The following is a 21417-nucleotide window of genomic DNA, read 5'->3' as shown; positions in this document are numbered from 1 at the left end:
CGATTGTAATTTTTGTGAAATTTTTTTAATCAGAATTTAATCAATTAATCTTCTTATTCCATAAGGGTCAATTGTAACAATCGAACCATCTTCAAGATAATCAATTTTAGTTACTTTCATGCTTCTTAAATGCGTCACACCTTTTGATAAACTCGAATCGTGATAAAACAAATACCATTCGTTTTCAACCTCGCAAATAGAATGATGCGAAGTCCAGCCCACAACCGGATTTAAAATTCTTCCCTGATAAGTAAACGGACCATACGGATTATCGCCAACTGCATAACAAATAAAATGCGTATCTCCTGTTGAGTATGAAAAATAATATTTTCCGTTATATTTATGAACCCACGAAGCTTCAAAAAAACGACGGCTATTATCTCCGGCCAACAGAATTTCTCCGTTTTCATCCAGAATTTTAATTTCTTTTGGATCTTCTGCAAACTCCAGCATATCATCACGAAGCAAAGCTACAATTGGACCTAAAGCAGGTTCATTTCCATCAGGTTCTTCATTTTCCTGATCGTATTTATTGTTTCTGTATTTTTGAAGCTGCCCGCCCCAAATTCCGCCAAAATAAATATAATGTTTGCCGTCTTCGTCTTCAAAAACTGCAGGATCAATGCTGTAACTTCCTTTTATGGCATCTGGCTGAGGTATAAAAGGCCCTGAAGGAGAATCGCTGATCGCTACTCCTATTTGAAAAATTCCGCTGGCACGTTTTGCGGGAAAATACAAATAATACTTTCCGTTTTTATGTGCTGCATCTGGCGCCCACATTTGTTTTTCTGCCCAGGCAACGTCATCAACATGCAATGCAATACCATTATCTACGGCTTTTGATGAAATGCTGTCCATCGAAAAAACGTGATAATCTTCCATCCCAAAATGATCTCCATTATCATTAAACGGAATTCCGGCATCGATATCATGCGACGGATAAATATAAATTTTACCATTAAATACATGCGCCGACGGATCGGCCGTATAAATGTGAGAAACTAAAGGCTTTGAAATCGCCAATTCATTAATTTCCTCGAAATTAATTTGTTCAATGCTATCTTCGGACATAGTAATATCTTGGTTTTAAATAATTAAATTCTTCTTTCTTTTAACTCGGTTTCAATCTGCACTTCCATTTGTTTATTGATTTTATAGAAAAACAATAATCCGGCTCCAATTAAAAATGGAATTGCAGGAAATATGCTGACTAATAATTTGATTCCGTTAATTGCAGTTTCGGTCTGTACTGCAGAATTTGGGGCATAGTGAAAATATCCTAAAAATAATGTTGTCAATGCGCCGCCAATACTCAATCCGGCTTTTAAGCCTACCATCATTGCTGAGAAAATAATAGCTGTGGCCCGGCGATTGTTCAGCCATTCTGAATAATCGGCAACATCAGCAATCATCGCCCAAAGAATTGGAATTGTTATTCCGTAAAAAAATCCGTGCAAGATTTGAGAGAAAAATATCAGACTAATTGATGTTGGCGGAAAGAAATAAAAAGCGATAATAAACAGCGTTGAAATAAATAAAAACAAACCAAATATATTTCGCTTTCCATATTTATCTGCAAGGTTTTTAGAAAATGTAATTCCAACAATCATAAAAATAATTCCGCCGGCATTAAACAATCCGAATCCGGCCGAAACAGAGTCTTTACCAAAATGATTCAAACCAATATTCGATAAAGCATCTAAAATAGGCTGAATAAAAACGGCTAATTGATCCTTATCTACATAGTTTTCAAAATAATACACATACGAACCGCCTTTCATTGCCAGCGTAATAAAAACCAAAGTTGTAAGCGAAAGCATGATTACCCATGGTCTGTTTTTTACTAAATCGCTTAAATCTTCTTTTATACTTGATTTTTGTTCCGGTTTTGGAATAATTCTTTCTTTTGTCGTTAAAAAGGTAATTAAAAGCATGATAGTTCCAATAATCGCTAAAACCGTCATTACTTTTTCGATACCAATTGCTTTATCTCCGTTTCCGGCACTTTTAATAATTCCAAGCATAAATACCTGAACAAAAAACTGTGCAAACATAACGGCCACAAAACGATAGGATGACATACTGTTTCTCTCTGACATATCGCCTGTAATTACGCCACTTAAAGCGGAATACGGCAGGTTATTTCCTGCATAAAAAAGCAGCAACAAAGTATAAGTTGCAACAGCATAAATTACTTTTCCTTTATACGAAAAATCAGGAGTTGAAAATGCTAATAATGCCACTATTCCAAGCGGAATTGCGGTTGCCAAAATCCACGGTCTGAATTTTCCCCATTTAGTACTGGTTCTATCTGCTAAAACGCCAATAATGGGATTGAAAATAAAAGCTGCAACTAAACCCACAATCAACATGATGATAGAAGAATCTGTTGGCGATAATCCGTAAATATCGGTATAGAAATAAGCCAGATATGTCATCAAAGTTTGAAAAACTAAATTGGCCGCCAAGTCTCCTAAGCTGTATCCAATTTTTTCTTTGATGGATAATTTTTGTGAAGTGTTATTCATTTTGTGGTTTGTGGTTAGTTAATTTTTTTGTTTTAAACTTAGTTCTTTTTTGTCAAGGAGGAACGAGAAATCTTCGTTTGCTGACCCAGCTTGTGGAGTTACTTGCGAAGATTTCTCGTTCCTCGAAATTGACAAGATTGTGTTGAATTTTATTTAAAACAATCGGTTGTGTAAAATTATACAAAAAAACATATCATGCAAATTTACTTTACTTTATTTAAAGAATATTTTTAAAAACAACCGATTGTTAATAATATTTTAATTCCAAACCTGATTTAACTCGTTATTCTTTCGTTTTCTTCAACTTTAAAATACTATCGTAAGCTTGTTTATGTTTCAAATCTTTATCAAATGGAAGCGGATAATTGGTTCTTCCTTTTATCGGCCAGTCGTTTAACCACGATTGTCCATCATAAACTCCCCAAAAAGTTACTCGACTAATCTTGTCTTTATGCTTTAAAAATAGTTTAAAAATTGATGCATAACGTTCTACCAGCTGTGTTTGAACAGAATCAGGCAGTTTTTCAGGATACGGATTCATTTTGGCACTTCCTTCAAATTTCTGATTTACATCCGCGCCTTTTAAATCCCACGGATTTGGTAAAACGGTAATATCCAGTTCTGTAAAAGCAACTTTAATTCCCAATGCTGAATATTCTAAAATACTTTTTTCAATTTCTTCTATCGATGGGCTTTGCAGTCTCCAATGTCCCTGAATACCAACACCGTCAACTTTTCCTCCTGCTGCTTTTATTTTTTTGATTAAAGCAATTGCTCCAGCTCGTTTTGCCGGTTCTTCAATATTATAATCGTTGTAGTACAACTCCACTTTTGGGTCGGCTTTTTCTGCCAGTTTAAAAGCATCTACAAGATATTTTTCACCAAGTATTTTAAAAAAAATAGATTGTCGCAAAGTTCCATCATCGTTCAAAGCTTCATTTACAACATCCCACGAATTGATTCTGCCTTTGTATTTTGAAACGATTGTCGTGATATGATCTTTCATAAAAGCTTTCATATCGGTACTATCTTCTATTTTTTCCATCCAAGGGGCTAATTGACTGTGCCATATCAAAGTATGTCCATGAATGAACATTTTGTTTTTCTCGCCGTACGCCACAAATTTGTCTGATAAAGCAAAATCATATTTGTCTTTTTGTGGATGCGTGTACATCGATTTCATGATGTTTTCTGCTGTTATAGCATTAAACTCTTTCTTAATCAATGAATCAACTTTTGCATCTTTTTCTTCAATTTGATCCGCACTTAAAGCTGTACCAATGTAAAAGTCCTTTTTATAAACATCTTTTAATGAAGTGACTCCTTTTTTAGCAGAACAGTTTACAAACAAAACCGCTGTGACTGCCAGTAAACATGGGTTAATAAATTTCATATATTTTGGGTTTAATAGTTATTTTGTCAACAGGGACCTGATAGGTTTTAAAAACCCGTCAGGTCTAAGCTGCGTTTATAGTTTTGTCAATTTCGACGAAGGAGAAATCTTCCGCAGGAAACTCGACAAAGATTGAATTCTCGTTGCGGAGTTACTTGCGAAGATTTCTCGTTCCTGAGAAATGACAAACAGAACTTATAATAATTACTCTTTTCTAAAACTCTCCGGCGGCCCTAAATACGACTTCAAAATTTTACCTTCTTCAGTCTCAATTACAATCTTCTGAAGCACTAAAGCCGGATCAATTCCGTAAAATTTTAAAACATGATTTCCAGCCTTTTCAATTGTATGCACTGATGTGATAATTTTGATATTATTTGCAACAGATTCCGCCCAGTTTTTCTCTGAATTATCTGCATTAAAATTGATTATTTGAGGTTTTTCTTCATCAAAAGCAATTCCGTATTTCAAACCGTCACGAGTCGTAAAATTAATCGTTGGCGAAAAATATGCATGAACTTTTACATTCCCTTTGCTGAAAAAATGAACATCGTATTCTAATCTTGGCGATTGTTCTGAAATTTCAATAGGTTTAATATTCGAAGGCTTTAAAGTTACTCCGGATTCTGTTCTTCCAAGATTTGGAATTGTGGTCCATTTTACTGCATCTGAATTTATTGCTTTTGAATAATTTTTACTTTCTATTGAAATGTAACCGTTGTCCTCAACAAAACCACGAACATGATATAAATCTCTATTTTTATTAATCGATGTTTCAGACTTTGGAAAATCCTCCGCAGCAATCTTTGTCACCTCTTTTATTGCAAGCTCGATTGTTTTTGTTTGTGGAATTATATTTTTATCCGGCTGCTGCCAATTATCATAACCAATGTGTGTCTGCGACATTATATGATTCCATTTTCCGTTGGCCAATTTTGTATGATAATAATTCGTGAGCAGACTATCTCTTTCAAATAATTCTTTTACTTTTTCAGCATATAAATTGGCTGAAGCTCTTCCCTGACTTGCATATAACTGATTTTTAGCCGCAGCGACATACATTTCAATTAAATTGGAACTCGCTAAAACAGGAAACAAAACCAATTGATAAAAAGCATCTTTATATTCTGGCTGCAATTTTTTGTTTATTGAATTGGCTTTCTGAACCAGTTTTTTATAATCTTCGACAACTTTTTCCGCTTCATTATAATTCATGATGCTGTACGTTTTTGAATCTAACAATTCTGGTTTTCTTCGGGAGTTGTATTTGGTGTATAATTTTAAAATTTCGGCAATATCATTTGTATTTTGGTCTCCAAAATTTTCTTTTGCCCAATTTACATAATATTGATCTAAATTTCCGGCATTGAACTTTTCAGGATTCCACGCCATATCTAAGAAAAATTCTATTGGAAATTCCATGGGTTTAATGTCGCCAACATTTACAATCCAGATTTTATCAACGCCGTATTGATAAGCCAAATCCATTTGTTCCCAGATACGTTCAATTTGGTTCGTGTTGATCCATTTGTAATTTCGCGGCCCGCCTACGTAATCAAAATGATAGTAAATTCCGTAACCGCCTTTTCTTGGTTTTGAATCGAGCTCCGGCAGTTTTCTGATATTTCCCCAATTGTCATCACACAACAAAAGCGTAATATCATCAGGAACTGTCATTCCTTTGTCGTAATAATCCTGAACTTCTTTATAAAGCGCCCACATTTGAGGCGTTTCTTCGGCTGGTTTATTAGTAATTTCTGCAATGATATTTCTTTGGGTTTTTACGATATTTTCTAATAACCCAATTGCAGTTCCTTCGGTCATAGGTTCGTCGCCGTCACCGCGCATTCCAACAGTCACAATTGTTTCGTTGTTTCCCATTCTTTTAATTCCGTCTTTCCAGAAATTAATCAAAGCTTCTGAATTGGTATTAAAATCCCATTTTCCGTTTGACTTACCCCATTCTGCATGTGCCCTTGTTAACGGTTCGTGATGCGAAGTTCCCATAACAATTCCGTATTCGTTGGCCAAAACAGCATTCTGCGGATCTTCGACATAAAACATTCTGCCCCACATTGCTGGCCACAAATAATTGCCTTTCATTCGCAAAATCAATTCAAAAACTTTATCGTAGAATTTCGAATTGAATCCGCCATATTTTTCAAATGCCCAGCCGGATAAAGCGGGAGCTTCGTCGTTTATAAAAATCCCTCTGTATTTTACTTTTGGTTCTCCCTGCGAATGAATTCCAGGTACAACATGTAATTCTGATTGTTTTTTAATCGGAACATCTGCCCAATAATACCATGGCGAAACGCCAATTTGATTGGATAAATCGTAGATTCCGTAAATCGTTCCTCTTTTATCCGAGCCTGCAATTACCAATGCTTTTTTAATTCCTTTAAAAGGATTCTCGACAATTTGTGTGGTAAATTTTTCCCATTTTCCGCGAAGTTCGTTTGCATTAATTTTTCCTTCTTTGGCTAATTGATCTATAATTTTGCTTTTTCCGAGTGTTCCAATAATGACCACAAAATCCCGAGCCTCTGAAATTGCACTAATCCGTTTTGGATGTAAATCTGAAACCTGAAAAATGTCATTTTCTAGATGTCCTGCCACTTTTAAAACGCCTGAAAAATCAGTTTTGCTTATTAAAATTGAAGCTGTTTTTCCTTTTGAAACCAAAGGGAAATTTTCGGCGGAAGCCTGATTTACTATGTATTTCTCTGGATTTATGGCATACGATTTTGTGCTTAATCCGAGAAGGAAAAGCGACAAAAACATATTTAACAGCTTAAATTTTAAACACATAGAATCATAGATTTTCTTTGTTTGTAAAAAGACGTTTCACTTGTTTAAACAAACATGATTTTCTCTCAACAGAGACCTGACAGGTTTTAAAAACCTGTCAGGTCAAAATTCTCGACAGTACCCCCAGTTTTGTCATTTCAACGTAAGGAGAAATCGCACCCGGGATTCGACAAAGATTGGCGATATTTTGTGCGGAGTTCCTGGTGCGATTCCTCGTTCCTCGGAATGACAAACGAAACGTTTTACAAATTCAATTTATAAGCAATTCCTATTTCTAAACCTCGCAATTCAGCAAGCCCTTTTAATCTTCCTGTCAAAGAATATCCAGGGTATGTTTCTTTCGTTTCGTCAACCGAATGTAGAAACCCATGATCGGGACGCATTGGCAGGCTGATTTTTGTTTTGTTCATTAACAATAATAATTTTTCTACGATAACTCCCATATTGGCATCACCATTTAAATGTTCTGATTCCCTGAAAATAGTTTCGCTTTTGCGGATGGTATTTCGAAGATGTAAAAAGTGAATTCGGTCTCCAAAATCGTCTATAATTTTCTCGAGATTATTATCTGGGTTTGCTCCTAATGAGCCTGTGCAATAACATAAACCATTTGCTGTTGATGGAACGGCACTGAAAATGACTTTTAAATCAGCTTCTGTCGAAACAATCCTCGGAAGTCCTAAAACCGAAAATGGCGGATCGTCTGGATGAATGGCGAGTTTTAAACCTGTTTCTTCTGCAACTGGAACAACTTCTGATAAAAAATAAATCAGGTTTTCTCTTAGTTTTTCGTTATCAATATTGGCATAATTATCTAATAAAGATAAAATCTGTTCAGCCGTAAAATTGATCGTACTTCCCGGCAATCCTAATAGAACATTTTTAAATAACAATGCTTTTTCAGGTTCCGAAAGTTTGTTCCCAAAATGCAGTGCATTTTGTTTTTGAACTTCAGAATAATCATTTTCGGCGTCTTGTCTTTTTAAAAGAAAAACATCAAAATAGGTAAAAGCATCCTGATTATATAGCAAGGCTTTACTTCCATCTTCGTTAATAAAATTATGATTCGTTCGCACCCAATCCAGAATTGGCATAAAATTGTAGGTGATGATTTTGATACCGCATTCTGCCAGATTTTGTAAACTGATTTTATAATTTTCGATGTATTGCAGATAATTTCCTGAAGCTCTTTTGATTTCTTCATGAACCGGAAGACTCTCCACCACAGTCCATTTTAGTCCGTTATTTCGAATGATTTCCTGTCTTTCTTTTATATCAGCAATTGTCCAGACATCGCCAACGGGAATTTGGTGCAAAGCGGTTACAATTCCTGTTGCTCCGGCTTGTTTAATATCGATTAAACTTACGTTGTCGTTTGGCCCGAACCATCGCATGGTTTGCTGCATTTTTATCATACTGACTATTTTTTGTGCCACGAAGTCGCTAAGTCACAAAGTTTTTTAAAATAGAACTTTGTGACTTAGCGACTTTGTGGCATTTTCACAATTAAAACCCGATACTATTTCCGCCATCAACTGGCAAAACGGTTCCTGTTGTATATTTTGATTCGCTTAAAGCGAAATAATAAACGGCATCTGCAATATCCGAAGGTTCTCCCAAAAAGCCCATTGGTGTTCTTCCGAGTACTTTATTTTTTCTTTCAGGATCATTGTCTAAAGCTGTTGATGACATTTTAGTTTTAATAAATCCCGGTGCAATGCAGTTTACACGAATGCCAGACGGAGCCAATTCTACCGCCATTGCTCGCGTCATAGATTCGATCGCACCTTTACTTGCCGAATACGCAATTACTTTTGGGATTCCGTACTGCGAAGCCATAGAACTGATGTTGATAATGCTTCCTCCTCCATTTTCTTTCATGTTTTTTACCACTTCCCGGCTCACGGCAAAAACACTTAAAAGATTGGTATGAATTATCGATAGAAAATCTTCATCGGTTACATCTGTAAATTCTTTTTTGAGATTGATTCCTGCATTGTTGACCAAAATATCAATTGAGCCATTTTTGGTGATACTTTCGATCATAGCGGGAATTCCGGCAATGTCATTTAAGTCAAATAAAACCGGAATTGCATTTTCGCCAATTTGGTTACAGGCTTCTTCTGTTTTTTCTTTTGTTCTTCCTATGATGTAGGTTTTGATTCCGTTATCGCATAATTTCTTTGCGGTTGCAAACCCTAAACCCGAATTCCCTCCGGTTACAATTGCTGTTTTTTTGCTCATAATTTTTAAAATATTTTTTTTGGTAATTGCTGCTTGGTGTTTGGTACACAGATGACACGGATTCGCTATCGCGAAAACGCTGATTTACACGGATTTTTTTATCTTGTTTTATTGAAAAAAATCCGTTTTTTCCGTGTCTTCGCGATAGCGAATCCGTGTCATCCGCATTACATTTACTCAATTTATTATCCATTTCCCGGTGCAAATGGAAATTTTAATGATTTAAAATACTCTAAAGTTTGTGTTGGTTTTTCTACTCCTGCAGGAAGTTCTTTTCCTGAAAACTGCTGAAAATACAATAAACAGGCATCTCTCCACCATTTTGCTTCTTTCTGCTGAATTTCTAGTAACATTTTAACTTCGTTGAAACGTTCGCTGTCCACATATTTTTCTGCTTGATTCCAAACATTCTGCATTTCTTTGACTTGATTTACACCTTCTTGATATTTCAATGCTAAACCATTCCAAAGTGTTTGTCCGTTTTTTAGTTTATAATCCCATGAAACGTGATGAAACCATAATAAATCTTTCTCTGGGCAGGTTTCTGCAGTATCAAAAAGTTTCTCTATTTTGGGCGCATATTGCGAAGTAGCATTGGTTCCTAACTTTGATCTGTCAAAACCAATTCCATTTTTATCTGCTTTATGATAATAAACCGGGTTCCATTCAGGGCGTGATAAATTAGAAACCCACGGTCCAGGTCCATAATGATGTCCTGTATCCATAATATGATGCAGACCCAGCGGTGTCATATAATTGACAACCGCTTCACGCGAATTTATCATCATATTTTTAACTGGTTTTATGAAATTTTCATCGTTCGAAAATGTACATCTTAACCATTCATCGGCAATTGTTTCAGAATCTAAATAGGGATTCCAGGCCAATCTTCCGAAACCATACCAATTGGCCTGTGCAAAAGGATGTCCCGTCCAGTTTAAATCGTTCCCAATGTTTGATACTCCGGCAATTCCGGTTAGTTTGTTTTGATATAAAGTGCCGTCAATAACTTTGGCTACGGTCGAACCTTTTCCTTTTTGATAAGTATCTGATTCTAAAACTTCCTGAAATAATTTTGGAAGAAAAACCAAATGGGTGCTAAATCCTAAATATTCCTGCGTGATTTGAAATTCCATCATTAAGGGCGTTTTGGGCATCGCTCCAAATAACGGATGAAACGGTTCTCTGGGCTGAAAATCGATGGCTCCGTTTTTTACCTGAACGATTACATTTTCTTTAAATTTTCCATCATACGGCTGAAACTCAGCATAAGCTTGTTTTGCCCTATCGTTTGCATCGTGTTCTGAATATACAAATGCTCTCCACATAATTACGCCTCCAAACGGAGCAACTGCATCTGCCAGCATATTTGCGCCGTCAACGTGATCTCTTCCGTAATTTTGAGGGCCGGGCTGACCTTCTGAATTGGCTTTCACTAAAAAACCTCCAAAATCAGGAATTCGTTTGTAAATTTCAGCAGCTTTATTTTTCCACCAATTAATTACTTCGGGATCTATTGGATCGGCAGTTTTTAGATTTCCTATTTCGATTGGTGCTGAAAATCTTGCCGTTAAATAGACTTTTATTCCGTAAGGTCTAAAAACATTTGTTAAAGCTTCTACTTTTTCTAAATATTGTGGTGTCAGGATTAATGCGTTTGCATTTACATTTGTCAAAACCGCTCCGTTAATGCCAATTGATGCATTTGCTCTCGCGTAATCAATATAGCGCTGATCGGTAAAATCAGGCAATTTCTGCCAATTCCATAAAGAGAAACCTGCGTAACCGCGTTCGACAGTTCTATCCAGATTATCCCAATGATTTAAGATTCGGATATTTGTTTTTGGTGAATCGGCAATACTTAAGTTTTTGATTGATTTATTGGTCTGCATCAATCTTAAAAAATTAAAAACACCGTATAAAACTGCCACATCATTTTTTCCTGAAATGACAAGCTGCTTTTTATTTTTAAAACTAATTGATTTAATGATAAAACCTTCGTTGCTTATTTTATCAAAATCTGCTTGCAGCGCTTTTTGTAAATCAGGGTTTAAAGAAAGTTGAGAACCAATAATCAGATTATTTTCTCTTTTTATTTCTGTTTTAATTTCCAACTTATTTCCCAGCATACCAGCAATTCCGTTTTCTAATTCTTTTACAGCAATTCCTGAAGTTTCGGAATTTCCCAAAGAAACAATTCCCTGAATATTGTTTTTATATTCTGAAGCAATTGTTGAATTTGTTATTCTGTTATATTGAAGCCATAATTTATAATCCTTTTGCGCTAAAGCCGAAAAAGAAATCGAAAGAAACAGGAATACAAATTTTACTGAAGTCATTTACTAATTAGTTTATTCTTAAAAATTTCATTTTACAGCATCAGCATTTTACAGATTAATAATATTATTTGATAAAATTTTAATCTAAAAAATACATTATTATAAACAAAACAACAATTGCAATCGGTTGCGTAAAAATATAGGATTGTTGTTTAAGAAAAAAATTTTAGCTCTCTTTTTTTCTTAAAATATATTTCTATAACAAATAAAAGCAGGATAATTATAAAAACTATCCTGCTTTAACGGGGTTGAATTCAGACTCTAAATCCTGAAATTAGATATTATAAATTTGATTTTATCGTTTGTAATAGGCAACAATACTCGCCTTTGCCAAGGTTTGATTCCAAAGATTAAAACCAACTACAGCCGGATTTGTATTTTCGTTAGTTCCCAATTTATCGGTTTTTAATGCATAAACAGTAATTATATATTGATGAAATCCGTGACCTTCCGGCGGGCAAGGACCTCCAAATCCTTTAATACCGTAATCTGTAATGCTTTGAATAGCTCCTTTTGGAATTAAATTGCTTTTTGTTCCAGCATTAGTAACCAATTCATTTACATTTTCCGGGATATCAACAACTATCCAATGCCAGAATCCGCTTCCTGTTGGCGCATCCGGATCGTACATCGTGATGGCAAAACTTTTTGTTCCTTCTGGAGCATTTTTCCATGACAACTCTGGAGATTGATTTTCTCCCGAACATCCAAATCCATTGAATTCCTGAATCTTAGTGATTTCTCCACCTAAATCCTTACTGGTTAAGGTAAATGTTTTTTGGGCAAAAATTGTTGTTGTAAAAATTAGTGACAACACCAAAATTAAATTTAGCTTTTTCATTTTACTACTTTTTAAAATTTTAAGCAAATTTAAGTTCGGCGATGCCAAAGAAATTTTAGAGAAAGGATCAAAAACTGTTGCTAAAAGTTCAGACTTTTTTGTGATCTCTGGGCGTAACACCGTATTTTAACTTATAAGCCTGGCTAAAGCTTGAAAAGTTTTCGTAACCGGCTTCAAAATAAACTTCGGAAGGGCTTTTTTCCTGACTCAGTAAATAATGTGCATGCTCGAGTCGTTTATTCTGAAACCATTTCATAGGAGATTCTGAATAATATTTTTCAAATTCTCTTTTAAAAGTTGAAACACTCATATTACACAAAAATGCTAATTCTTTTACAGTTAGTTTGCTGAGATGGCTGTTTTCTATAGTACGAATGAATTTTTGAGCAGTATGGTCGCCGTTTGTCACAAGAGAATAAAGAAAATCAGTTCCATATTTATCAGTTAGATAAAGCATTATTTCTTCAAACTTCACTTCAAGCAATTTTCCCTGAACTGTTACCGAAAGTTGGAAAATATCAACTAAACTGTCTACAAAACGTTTTATAAACTCATCATAATCAAAAGCATAAACAGATTTTGACACTATTGATTCATGTCTCTCTAATTCCATTTTTCTAATGAAGTTATTTACTGTATCATTAGAGAAAAATAAAAGTATGCTTTTGTAATTTGAATTTTCCGAAATCTTTTTTTCAGTCATCAAACAATTTCCGGATCTCATTATTATAAATTTAGAAGGATCTATAGATGATGCTGCATTATCGAAAATAACTTCTTTCGTTCCTTCAATAAGAAAACTAATGATATTCTGATTTAGTATAATCTGTTGTTTAGAAACATCTTTAGAACTATTGTAATCCACAACATGCACCAACTGTGCTTTTTCTAAATTCATTTCATCAGGAATTGTAATTGTTTTCATAATTTGTATTCTAAAAAATAAGAATATAATAGCTTACCAAATTACAAACGAATTGATATGCCATAATTAGAATTGCGTTAAATTTATTTCTGAGAAGATTCTCTTGCCAGCACTTCTGTATTTAAGAATGTAATTTCTTTTGCATCATCGTTTTTAGATGATTTCAAATTTTTGATAATAATTTCTGCTGCTGCTTTTCCCATTTTTTCGGCAGGATGGGTTATAGTCGACAAATTAGGATCTATAATTTGCGAAATGGGGTCGTTATTGAAACCGATTACTTTGAATTCTTCCGGGACTTTAATGCCCCTTTTTTTAGCTGTCTGCACAGCACTTACGGCCAAAATATCTCCGGGAGCAAATAATCCGTCTGGCATTGGTTTTAGATCAAATAAAGCGTTGCTGGCCTTTACTCCTTCTTCGTAGGTTACAGAATTCAAATTAATAATCAATTCTTCTTCTACGGAAATATTATGATCTTTTAAAGCTTCTATATATCCTCTTTTCCTTTCATTGTACAGATTACCTAATTCTGAACCGGCAGTTAAATGTGCAATACGAATGCAGCCTTGCTCAATAAGATGTTTTGTTGCTTTGTAACCTGCTGTATAATTATCGATAACAACTCTAAAAGTATTGTAATCTTTAGGAACCCTGTCAACAAATACTAGCGGAATATTATTGTTTGAAAACTGATGAAAATGTGCCGTATCTCTGGTTTCCATTGCCAAAGAACAAATTACACCGCTTACACGATTGCTATATAAGGATTTAGCCATATTTACTTCTTCTTCATAAGAGTCATGTGACTGCATAATAATTACGGTATAATCCGATTTTTGAGCCGTAATTTCAATTCCGCTGATTAAGGACGATAAAAATGGCTGTGTAACGGTTGGAATTAAAACACCAATAGTTCTGGTTTTATTACCGCGTAAACCCGCAGCTAAAGTGTTGGGAACAAAACCCATTTCTTCGGCAGTTTTTTTCACTTTCTTTATCGTTTTATCACTAATAGTGTGATGGTCTTTTAAAGCGCGCGAAATAGTTGATGTTGCCAGATTTAAACGCTCGGCAATATCATAAATTGTTACATGTTTATTCTCTTCCATGAAATAAAAAATAGAAATGTAAATATAAACTATTTTCTCTCAAGATGTTCTTTCGTAAAAACTGGTGTTAAATAAAAGTATTTATTTTTCTTTTATACCATTCTTTTTATCTTTTAGAATTTTACCGTCTTTTGTAAACTCTAAATCGATTTTGTTTGTTAAATCAACATCCAAATCTTTGTGTCCATAGTCTATATGCGTTATTTTTTCGTTTGGATGATTTTTGGCAGCATAAGCTTTGATATTATCCGGAATAAAAGCAGTTGGAATTGGTTTGTCTCCACCATCCACTTCTCGATAAGATCCGTCTTTCCAAAATTCTACTTCTGTTCCGTCTTTTAATTTTACTTCAAAACCTTTTTCGCCATATTCTGCATCTTTTTTGGCACTTACAACTGTGGTATGGCTAAAATGTTTTTTTAAAAATTCCTGTGCTGGTTTTGGCAGTTCTGTGACTTCTATTTTCTTCTGTGCACTAGCCGAGATTGTTATGGTGAACAATGCTATGGCCAAAAATATTTGATTTTTCATAATTCGTTTATTTAAGTATAGTCTCACTAATTTACTGCAAGAAAATTTGGCTTCAAATCTATTTAAGAAATTTTTAAAGTTTTTAAAACATATACACTATAATTTGTAACTTAGTCTAAACCATTAAATTATAAGCACATGCGTTATATTCTAGCATTAACAATTATTCTCCTTATTACATCTTGTAAAAAAGAAAACAACACTAATCTTTCCAATTATTTTACTTACGATCAAAGTAATGTTGAATCTGCAGGAGTGAAAATGATACCGATAAAAACACCTGCAGGAGAATTTAAAGTTTGGACAAAACGCTTTGGCAATAACCCAAAAATAAAAATTCTGCTATTGCATGGAGGTCCGGCAATGACACATGAATACATGGAATGCTTTGAAACATTTTTTCAACGGGAAGGTTTCGAATTTTACGAATACGATCAATTAGGGTCTTATTACAGTGACCAGCCAAAAGACAGCAGTTTATGGACAATTGACAGATTTGTAGACGAAGTGGAACAAGTACGTAAAGCAATTAATGCCGACAAAGAAAATTTTTATGTTCTGGGAAATTCCTGGGGAGGAATACTTGCAATGGAGTATGCCTTGAAATATCAGCAAAATATGAAAGGGTTATTAGTATCGAACATGATGGCCAGTGCTCCAGAGTACGGAAAATATGCTGACGAAGTTTTAGCAAAACAAATGAAACCCGAAATTTTAGCAGAAATAAGAGCTTTAGAAGCTAAAAAAGATTTTAGCAATCCAAGATATATGGAATTATTACTCCCAAATTTTTACAAAGAACATCTATGCCGATTACAAGAATGGCCAGACGGATTAAACCGTGCCAACAAACATCTAAATGGAGAAATTTATACTATGATGCAAGGACCAAGTGAATTTGGCATTAGCGGAAGATTAGCCAAATGGGATATTAAAAATCGTTTACATGAAATCACAATTCCAACTCTGATGATTGGTGCAAAATATGACACAATGGACCCAAAAGCAATGGAAGAACAAAGTAAATTAGTCAAAAAAGGACGTTATTTATATTGCCCAAACGGCAGTCATTTAGCAATGTGGGATGATCAAAAAGTCTTTATGAATGGTGTAATTCAATTTATTAATGATATTGACAATAAAAAAATATAGCAAAAAACAAATCATAACATCCTGTAAAATATTGCCTGCGGTTTCAACCGCAGGATCGTTCTGCATGAACGTTATACATATATTATGATTAGAACTCAAGGAGAATTTAAGATACTAAGGATTTCCAGAAAATATTTTGGTTCTGGACAAAACATCTGTAAAACAAAAAAAATCCCCATCAAATGAATGATGAGGATTCTTTAAAGAAAGGCGACGACATACTCTCCCACAATGATGCAGTACCATCTGCGCAGGCGGGCTTAACTACTCTGTTCGGGATGGGAAGAGGTGAGCCCCGCCGCAATAACCACCTTAAGGTTTTTAGTTGTTGGTTTGTGGTTGTCGGTTGATGGATTTCTCCAACAACTATCAACTCTTGACCATCAACTGCTCTGCGTCGAGCTAATATTTTAACATACTGAGATAAAGAAAAGTAAGTTTTTGTTTAGAAAGTTTCTTCTCCCGACCGTAGTCGGGAGAAAAGGGTGTACATAAGCTTACGGATTATTAGTACTACTCGACTATGACATTACTGCCTTTACATCTATAGCCTATCAACGTGGTCATCTTCCACGATCCTTAAAAGAAATCTCATCTTGTGGTGGGTTTCGCGCTTATATGCTTTCAGCGCTTATCCCTTCCAAACGTAGCTACTCTGCGGTGCCCCTGGCGGGACAACAGATACACTAGAGGTTTGTCCAATTCGGTCCTCTCGTACTAGAATCAGATCCACTCAAATTTCTAACGCCCACAGTAGATAGAGACCGAACTGTCTCACGACGTTCTGAACCCAGCTCGCGTGCCACTTTAATGGGCGAACAGCCCAACCCTTGGGACCTTCTCCAGCCCCAGGATGTGACGAGCCGACATCGAGGTGCCAAACCCCCCCGTCGATATGAGCTCTTGGGGGAGATCAGCCTGTTATCCCCGGCGTACCTTTTATCCTTTGAGCGATGGCCCTTCCATGCGGAACCACCGGATCACTATGCTCTACTTTCGTACCTGATCGACCTGTATGTCTCTCAGTCAAGCTCCCTTATGCCATTGCACTCTACGCACGGTTACCAAGCGTACTGAGGGAACCTTTAGAAGCCTCCGTTACTCTTTTGGAGGCGACCACCCCAGTCAAACTACCCACCAAGCAATGTCCCCCACACTATGGGGTTAGGCCTCAGATAAACAAAGGGTTGTATTTCAACAATGACTCCACAACGCCTGGCGACGCCGCTTCACAGTCTCCAACCTATCCTACACATCATTTATCCAAGGTCAATACTAAGCTATAGTAAAGGTGCACAGGGTCTTTTCGTCCCACTGCGGGTAAACGGCATCTTCACCGTTACTACAATTTCACCGAGCTCATGGCTGAGACAGTGTCCAGATCGTTACACCATTCGTGCAGGTCGGAACTTACCCGACAAGGAATTTCGCTACCTTAGGACCGTTATAGTTACGGCCGCCGTTTACTGGGGCTTCAATTCAATGCTTCTCCGAAGATAACATCTCCTCTTAACCTTCCAGCACCGGGCAGGTGTCAGGCCCTATACTTCATCTTACGATTTTGCAGAGCCCTGTGTTTTTGATAAACAGTCGCCTGGACCTCTTCACTGCGGCCCCGATTGCTCGGGGCGACCTTTCTCCCGAAGTTACAGGTCTATTTTGCCTAATTCCTTAGCCATGAATCTCTCGAGCACCTTAGGATTCTCTCCTCAACTACCTGTGTCGGTTTACGGTACTGGTACTAATTACCTGAAGTTTAGAGGTTTTTCTTGGAAGCCCTTAGGCGCACTATCTCTTTGTCCGAAGACTCCGAGTACTATCGTATTTCACCAGTCTCTGCGGATTTGCCTGCAGAGCCTATAGCTAGGTACTTTAACGAACTATTCCGTCAGTTCGCGGCGCTTTCATCACTCCGTCACCCCATCACAGTAATTAGTAGTACGGGAATATTAACCCGTTAGCCATCGACTGTCCCTTTCGGGTTCGCCTTAGGACCAGACTAACCCACAGCTGATTAGCATAGCTGTGGAAACCTTAGTTTTTCGGTGTGCGGGTTTCTCGCCCGCATTATCGTTACTTATGCCTACATTTTCTTTTCTAACCAGTCCAGCTCTCCTTACGAAAAACCTTCTGCCCTGTTAGAATGCTCCCCTACCACTTACAATTGCTTGTAAATCCATAGCTTCGGTAATATGCTTATGCCCGATTATTATCCATGCTCGTCCGCTCGACTAGTGAGCTGTTACGCACTCTTTAAATGAATGGCTGCTTCCAAGCCAACATCCTAGCTGTCTGGGCAGACAAACCTCGTTCTTTCAACTTAGCATATATTTGGGGACCTTAGCTGATGGTCTGGGTTCTTTCCCTCTCGGACTTGGACCTTAGCACCCAAGCCCTCACTGCTGAGAAACATTATACAGCATTCGGAGTTTGTCAGGAATTGGTAGGCGGTGAAGCCCCCGCATCCAATCAGTAGCTCTACCTCTATATAACTTAATTCAGCGCTGCACCTAAATGCATTTCGGGGAGTACGAGCTATTTCCGAGTTTGATTGGCCTTTCACCCCTACCCACAGGTCATCCGAAGACTTTTCAACGTCAACCGGTTCGGACCTCCACTGTGTGTTACCACAGCTTCATCCTGCCCATGGGTAGATCACACGGTTTCGCGTCTAACACTACTGACTAAAGCGCCCTATTCAGACTCGCTTTCGCTGCGGATCCATGGCTTAACCACTTATCCTTGCCAGCAGCGTTAACTCGTAGGCTCATTATGCAAAAGGCACGCCGTCACCCCACGAAAGGGCTCCGACCGCTTGTAAGCGTATGGTTTCAGGATCTATTTCACTCCGTTATTCACGGTTCTTTTCACCTTTCCCTCACGGTACTGGTTCACTATCGGTCTCTCAGGAGTATTTAGCCTTAGCGGATGGTCCCGCCAAATTCAGACAGGGTTTCACGTGCCCCGCCCTACTCAGGATACCACTATCTATTACATTTATTACCCATACGGGGCTGTCACCCTCTATGGCCCGACTTTCCAGTCAGTTCCGGTTCTGCATGCATAAAATGTCGTGGTCCTACAACCCCATCATTGCCGTAACAACAATGGTTTGGGCTAATCCGCGTTCGCTCGCCACTACTTACGGAATCACTTTTGTTTTCTTCTCCTCCGCCTACTTAGATGTTTCAGTTCAGCGGGTTTGCCCACCTATCGGTGTACTATGTCTTCAACATAGTGGGTTGCCCCATTCGGGTATCTGCGGATCAATCAATGTGTGCTTGTCCCCGCAGCTTTTCGCAGCTTATCACGCCCTTCATCGCCTCTGAGAGCCTAGGCATCCCCCATACGCCCTTATTTTGCTTATTGTACCAATCTTGTTAATTAAAACAAGACCGTTTTTTTTTGTTTTTTGTTATAAATAACAAAAAACGCTTTCTACTTTCTTATTATTTTCTTATCTCAATATGTCAATGAACTTTTATTTAGCCCAAGGTCTAAAGTCTAAAGTCTTAAAGTAAATCACTTTGGACTTTATGACTTTAATCTTTATGACTAAAATCGTGGAGAATAACGGAGTCGAACCGTTGACCTCCTGCGTGCAAGGCAGGCGCTCTAGCCAGCTGAGCTAATCCCCCATTTTTCAATCTTAGATTGTAGAATTCAGATTTTAGATTTAAATTCCTATCTAATTTCTTTGGTGAATCCCAGCTTCCAGAATTTCCTTTATTTCTTAAGTTTTCAGTTTTTAATTTGTTGTTTTTATAATTTACAATTCATAATTTATAATTAACAATTCTTAAAAAGTAGTCCCGGGCAGACTCGAACTGCCGACCCCTACATTATCAGTGTAGTACTCTAACCAGCTGAGCTACGAGACTCTGTTTTACTTAAGTTTTCATTATTTTTTTTAAATTAACAGCAAGAGTAATACAATCTCAGACTAAAACCAATAGGTTTCGCATCTTTTTCCCTCAGCGTGCATATAGCTAACACTAAGGCTCTAGAAAGGAGGTGTTCCAGCCGCACCTTCCGGTACGGCTACCTTGTTACGACTTAGCCCTAGTTACCAGTTTTACCCTAGGCAGCTCCTTGCGGTCACCGACTTCAGGCACCCCCAGCTTCCATGGCTTGACGGGCGGTGTGTACAAGGCCCGGGAACGTATTCACCGGATCATGGCTGATATCCGATTACTAGCGATTCCAGCTTCACGGAGTCGAGTTGCAGACTCCGATCCGAACTGTGACCGGCTTTATAGATTCGCTCCTGGTCACCCAGTGGCTGCTCTCTGTACCGGCCATTGTAGCACGTGTGTAGCCCAAGGCGTAAGGGCCGTGATGATTTGACGTCATCCCCACCTTCCTCACAGTTTGCACTGGCAGTCTTGTTAGAGTTCCCGACATGACTCGCTGGCAACTAACAACAGGGGTTGCGCTCGTTATAGGACTTAACCTGACACCTCACGGCACGAGCTGACGACAACCATGCAGCACCTTGTAAATTGTCTTGCGAAAGTTCTGTTTCCAAAACGGTCAATCTACATTTAAGCCTTGGTAAGGTTCCTCGCGTATCATCGAATTAAACCACATGCTCCACCGCTTGTGCGGGCCCCCGTCAATTCCTTTGAGTTTCATTCTTGCGAACGTACTCCCCAGGTGGGATACTTATCACTTTCGCTTAGCCACTGAAGTTGCCCCCAACAGCTAGTATCCATCGTTTACGGCGTGGACTACCAGGGTATCTAATCCTGTTCGCTCCCCACGCTTTCGTCCATCAGCGTCAATCCATTAGTAGTAACCTGCCTTCGCAATTGGTATTCCATGTAATATCTAAGCATTTCACCGCTACACTACATATTCTAGTTACTTCCTAATAATTCAAGTTCAGCAGTATCAATGGCCGTTCCACCGTTGAGCGATGGGCTTTCACCACTGACTTACTAAACCGCCTACGGACCCTTTAAACCCAATGATTCCGGATAACGCTTGGATCCTCCGTATTACCGCGGCTGCTGGCACGGAGTTAGCCGATCCTTATTCTTACGATACCGTCAAGTCCCGACACGTCGGGATGTTTCTTCTCGTACAAAAGCAGTTTACAATCCATAGGACCGTCATCCTGCACGCGGCATGGCTGGATCAGGCTTGCGCCCATTGTCCAATATTCCTCACTGCTGCCTCCCGTAGGAGTCTGGTCCGTGTCTCAGTACCAGTGTGGGGGATCTCCCTCTCAGGACCCCTACCCATCGTTGCCTTGGTAAGCCGTTACCTTACCAACTAGCTAATGGGACGCATGCTCATCTTTCACCGTTGTGACTTTAATAATTAAACCATGCGGCTTGATTATACTATGAGGTATTAATCCAAATTTCTCTGGGCTATCCCTCTGTGAAAGGCAGATTGCATACGCGTTACGCACCCGTGCGCCGGTCTCTATATCCGAAGACATATACCCCTCGACTTGCATGTGTTAAGCCTGCCGCTAGCGTTCATCCTGAGCCAGGATCAAACTCTTCATCGTATATTGTAATATTATATATT

12 protein-coding genes, 2 tRNA genes and 3 rRNA genes are annotated in these 21417 nt (G+C 37.7%); 1 reads left to right on the top strand and 16 read right to left on the bottom strand.

The window, feature by feature from the left end:
• Positions 1 to 36: 36 nt before the first annotated feature.
• The 11 genes from AABD74_RS10315 to AABD74_RS10265 form a co-directional block, all read right to left on the bottom strand.
• Complete coding sequence (locus tag AABD74_RS10315) at positions 37 to 1071, bottom strand: glycoside hydrolase family 43 protein (RefSeq protein ID WP_232680996.1); 1035 nt, start codon at positions 1069 to 1071, stop codon at positions 37 to 39.
• Positions 1072 to 1094: 23 nt separating this feature from the next.
• Positions 1095 to 2528 carry an MFS transporter gene (locus AABD74_RS10310; protein WP_406845452.1) on the bottom strand — a complete coding sequence of 478 codons (1434 nt, stop codon included), beginning with the start codon at positions 2526 to 2528 and terminating at the stop codon, positions 1095 to 1097.
• A gap of 283 nt (positions 2529 to 2811) precedes the next feature.
• A complete protein-coding gene (locus AABD74_RS10305) occupies positions 2812 to 3921 on the bottom strand; it encodes an endo-1,4-beta-xylanase (RefSeq protein WP_406845451.1) in 1110 nt (369 codons plus the stop codon).
• A gap of 204 nt (positions 3922 to 4125) precedes the next feature.
• A complete protein-coding gene (locus AABD74_RS10300; protein WP_406845450.1) occupies positions 4126 to 6732 on the bottom strand; it encodes a glycosyl hydrolase 115 family protein in 2607 nt (868 codons plus the stop codon).
• A 242-nt stretch (positions 6733 to 6974) separates the two neighbouring features.
• Positions 6975 to 8138, bottom strand: a complete 1164-nt coding sequence (uxuA, locus tag AABD74_RS10295) for a mannonate dehydratase (protein ID WP_406845634.1) — start codon at positions 8136 to 8138, stop codon at positions 6975 to 6977.
• Between the two features lie 100 nt (positions 8139 to 8238).
• Complete coding sequence (locus AABD74_RS10290) at positions 8239 to 8976, bottom strand: SDR family NAD(P)-dependent oxidoreductase (RefSeq protein ID WP_406845449.1); 738 nt, start codon at positions 8974 to 8976, stop codon at positions 8239 to 8241.
• A gap of 185 nt (positions 8977 to 9161) precedes the next feature.
• A complete protein-coding gene (locus tag AABD74_RS10285; protein WP_406845448.1) occupies positions 9162 to 11315 on the bottom strand; it encodes an alpha-glucuronidase family glycosyl hydrolase in 2154 nt (717 codons plus the stop codon).
• A 295-nt stretch (positions 11316 to 11610) separates the two neighbouring features.
• A complete protein-coding gene (locus AABD74_RS10280) occupies positions 11611 to 12156 on the bottom strand; it encodes a YbhB/YbcL family Raf kinase inhibitor-like protein (RefSeq protein ID WP_232680987.1) in 546 nt (181 codons plus the stop codon).
• An 88-nt stretch (positions 12157 to 12244) separates the two neighbouring features.
• The gene (locus tag AABD74_RS10275; RefSeq protein ID WP_406845447.1) at positions 12245 to 13081 is read right to left on the bottom strand and encodes a helix-turn-helix domain-containing protein; all 837 of its coding nucleotides are present in this window, start codon (positions 13079 to 13081) and stop codon (positions 12245 to 12247) included.
• A gap of 83 nt (positions 13082 to 13164) precedes the next feature.
• Positions 13165 to 14193 carry a LacI family DNA-binding transcriptional regulator gene (locus AABD74_RS10270; protein ID WP_406845446.1) on the bottom strand — a complete coding sequence of 343 codons (1029 nt, stop codon included), beginning with the start codon at positions 14191 to 14193 and terminating at the stop codon, positions 13165 to 13167.
• 81 nt (positions 14194 to 14274) lie between these two features.
• The gene (locus AABD74_RS10265) at positions 14275 to 14724 is read right to left on the bottom strand and encodes a PepSY-like domain-containing protein (protein ID WP_232680982.1); all 450 of its coding nucleotides are present in this window, start codon (positions 14722 to 14724) and stop codon (positions 14275 to 14277) included.
• 138 nt (positions 14725 to 14862) lie between these two features.
• On the opposite strand from AABD74_RS10265, the gene AABD74_RS10260 reads away from it, so the two are divergent.
• Positions 14863 to 15876, top strand: a complete 1014-nt coding sequence (locus tag AABD74_RS10260) for a proline-specific peptidase family protein (RefSeq protein ID WP_406845445.1) — start codon at positions 14863 to 14865, stop codon at positions 15874 to 15876.
• A 205-nt stretch (positions 15877 to 16081) separates the two neighbouring features.
• Here AABD74_RS10260 and rrf read toward each other — a convergent pair.
• The 5 genes from rrf to AABD74_RS10235 all read right to left on the bottom strand — a co-directional run bounded on the left by rrf (position 16082) and on the right by AABD74_RS10235 (position 21397).
• A 5S ribosomal RNA gene (rrf, locus tag AABD74_RS10255) occupies positions 16082 to 16191 on the bottom strand.
• Positions 16192 to 16363: 172 nt separating this feature from the next.
• A 23S ribosomal RNA gene (locus AABD74_RS10250) occupies positions 16364 to 19245 on the bottom strand.
• Positions 19246 to 19440: 195 nt separating this feature from the next.
• Positions 19441 to 19514: transfer RNA gene (locus AABD74_RS10245), tRNA-Ala, on the bottom strand.
• Positions 19515 to 19683: 169 nt separating this feature from the next.
• A tRNA-Ile gene (locus AABD74_RS10240) sits at positions 19684 to 19757 on the bottom strand.
• A 126-nt stretch (positions 19758 to 19883) separates the two neighbouring features.
• Positions 19884 to 21397, bottom strand: a 16S ribosomal RNA gene (locus AABD74_RS10235).
• Together the 16S, 23S and 5S rRNA genes with 2 tRNA genes alongside form the textbook arrangement of a ribosomal RNA operon.
• Positions 21398 to 21417: the final 20 nt, after the last annotated feature.

Source organism: Flavobacterium soyae (assembly GCF_045348165.1).
Classification (GTDB): domain Bacteria; phylum Bacteroidota; class Bacteroidia; order Flavobacteriales; family Flavobacteriaceae; genus Flavobacterium; species Flavobacterium soyae.
The sequence above is the reverse complement of the archived record's forward strand: the minus strand, read 5'-3'. Positions and strand labels throughout refer to the sequence as shown.

Coding starts and splice junctions, on each gene's coding strand:
- AABD74_RS10310 (WP_406845452.1), bottom strand. CDS start 2,528: ATGAATAACACTTCACAAAAATTATCCATCAAAGAAAAAATTGGATAC.
- AABD74_RS10275 (WP_406845447.1), bottom strand. CDS start 13,081: ATGAAAACAATTACAATTCCTGATGAAATGAATTTAGAAAAAGCACAG.
- AABD74_RS10285 (WP_406845448.1), bottom strand. CDS start 11,315: ATGACTTCAGTAAAATTTGTATTCCTGTTTCTTTCGATTTCTTTTTCG.
- AABD74_RS10305 (WP_406845451.1), bottom strand. CDS start 3,921: ATGAAATTTATTAACCCATGTTTACTGGCAGTCACAGCGGTTTTGTTT.
- AABD74_RS10280 (WP_232680987.1), bottom strand. CDS start 12,156: ATGAAAAAGCTAAATTTAATTTTGGTGTTGTCACTAATTTTTACAACA.
- AABD74_RS10260 (WP_406845445.1), top strand. CDS start 14,863: ATGCGTTATATTCTAGCATTAACAATTATTCTCCTTATTACATCTTGT.
- AABD74_RS10290 (WP_406845449.1), bottom strand. CDS start 8,976: ATGAGCAAAAAAACAGCAATTGTAACCGGAGGGAATTCGGGTTTAGGG.
- AABD74_RS10265 (WP_232680982.1), bottom strand. CDS start 14,724: ATGAAAAATCAAATATTTTTGGCCATAGCATTGTTCACCATAACAATC.
- AABD74_RS10300 (WP_406845450.1), bottom strand. CDS start 6,732: ATGTGTTTAAAATTTAAGCTGTTAAATATGTTTTTGTCGCTTTTCCTT.
- uxuA (WP_406845634.1), bottom strand. CDS start 8,138: ATGCAGCAAACCATGCGATGGTTCGGGCCAAACGACAACGTAAGTTTA.
- AABD74_RS10315 (WP_232680996.1), bottom strand. CDS start 1,071: ATGTCCGAAGATAGCATTGAACAAATTAATTTCGAGGAAATTAATGAA.
- AABD74_RS10270 (WP_406845446.1), bottom strand. CDS start 14,193: ATGGAAGAGAATAAACATGTAACAATTTATGATATTGCCGAGCGTTTA.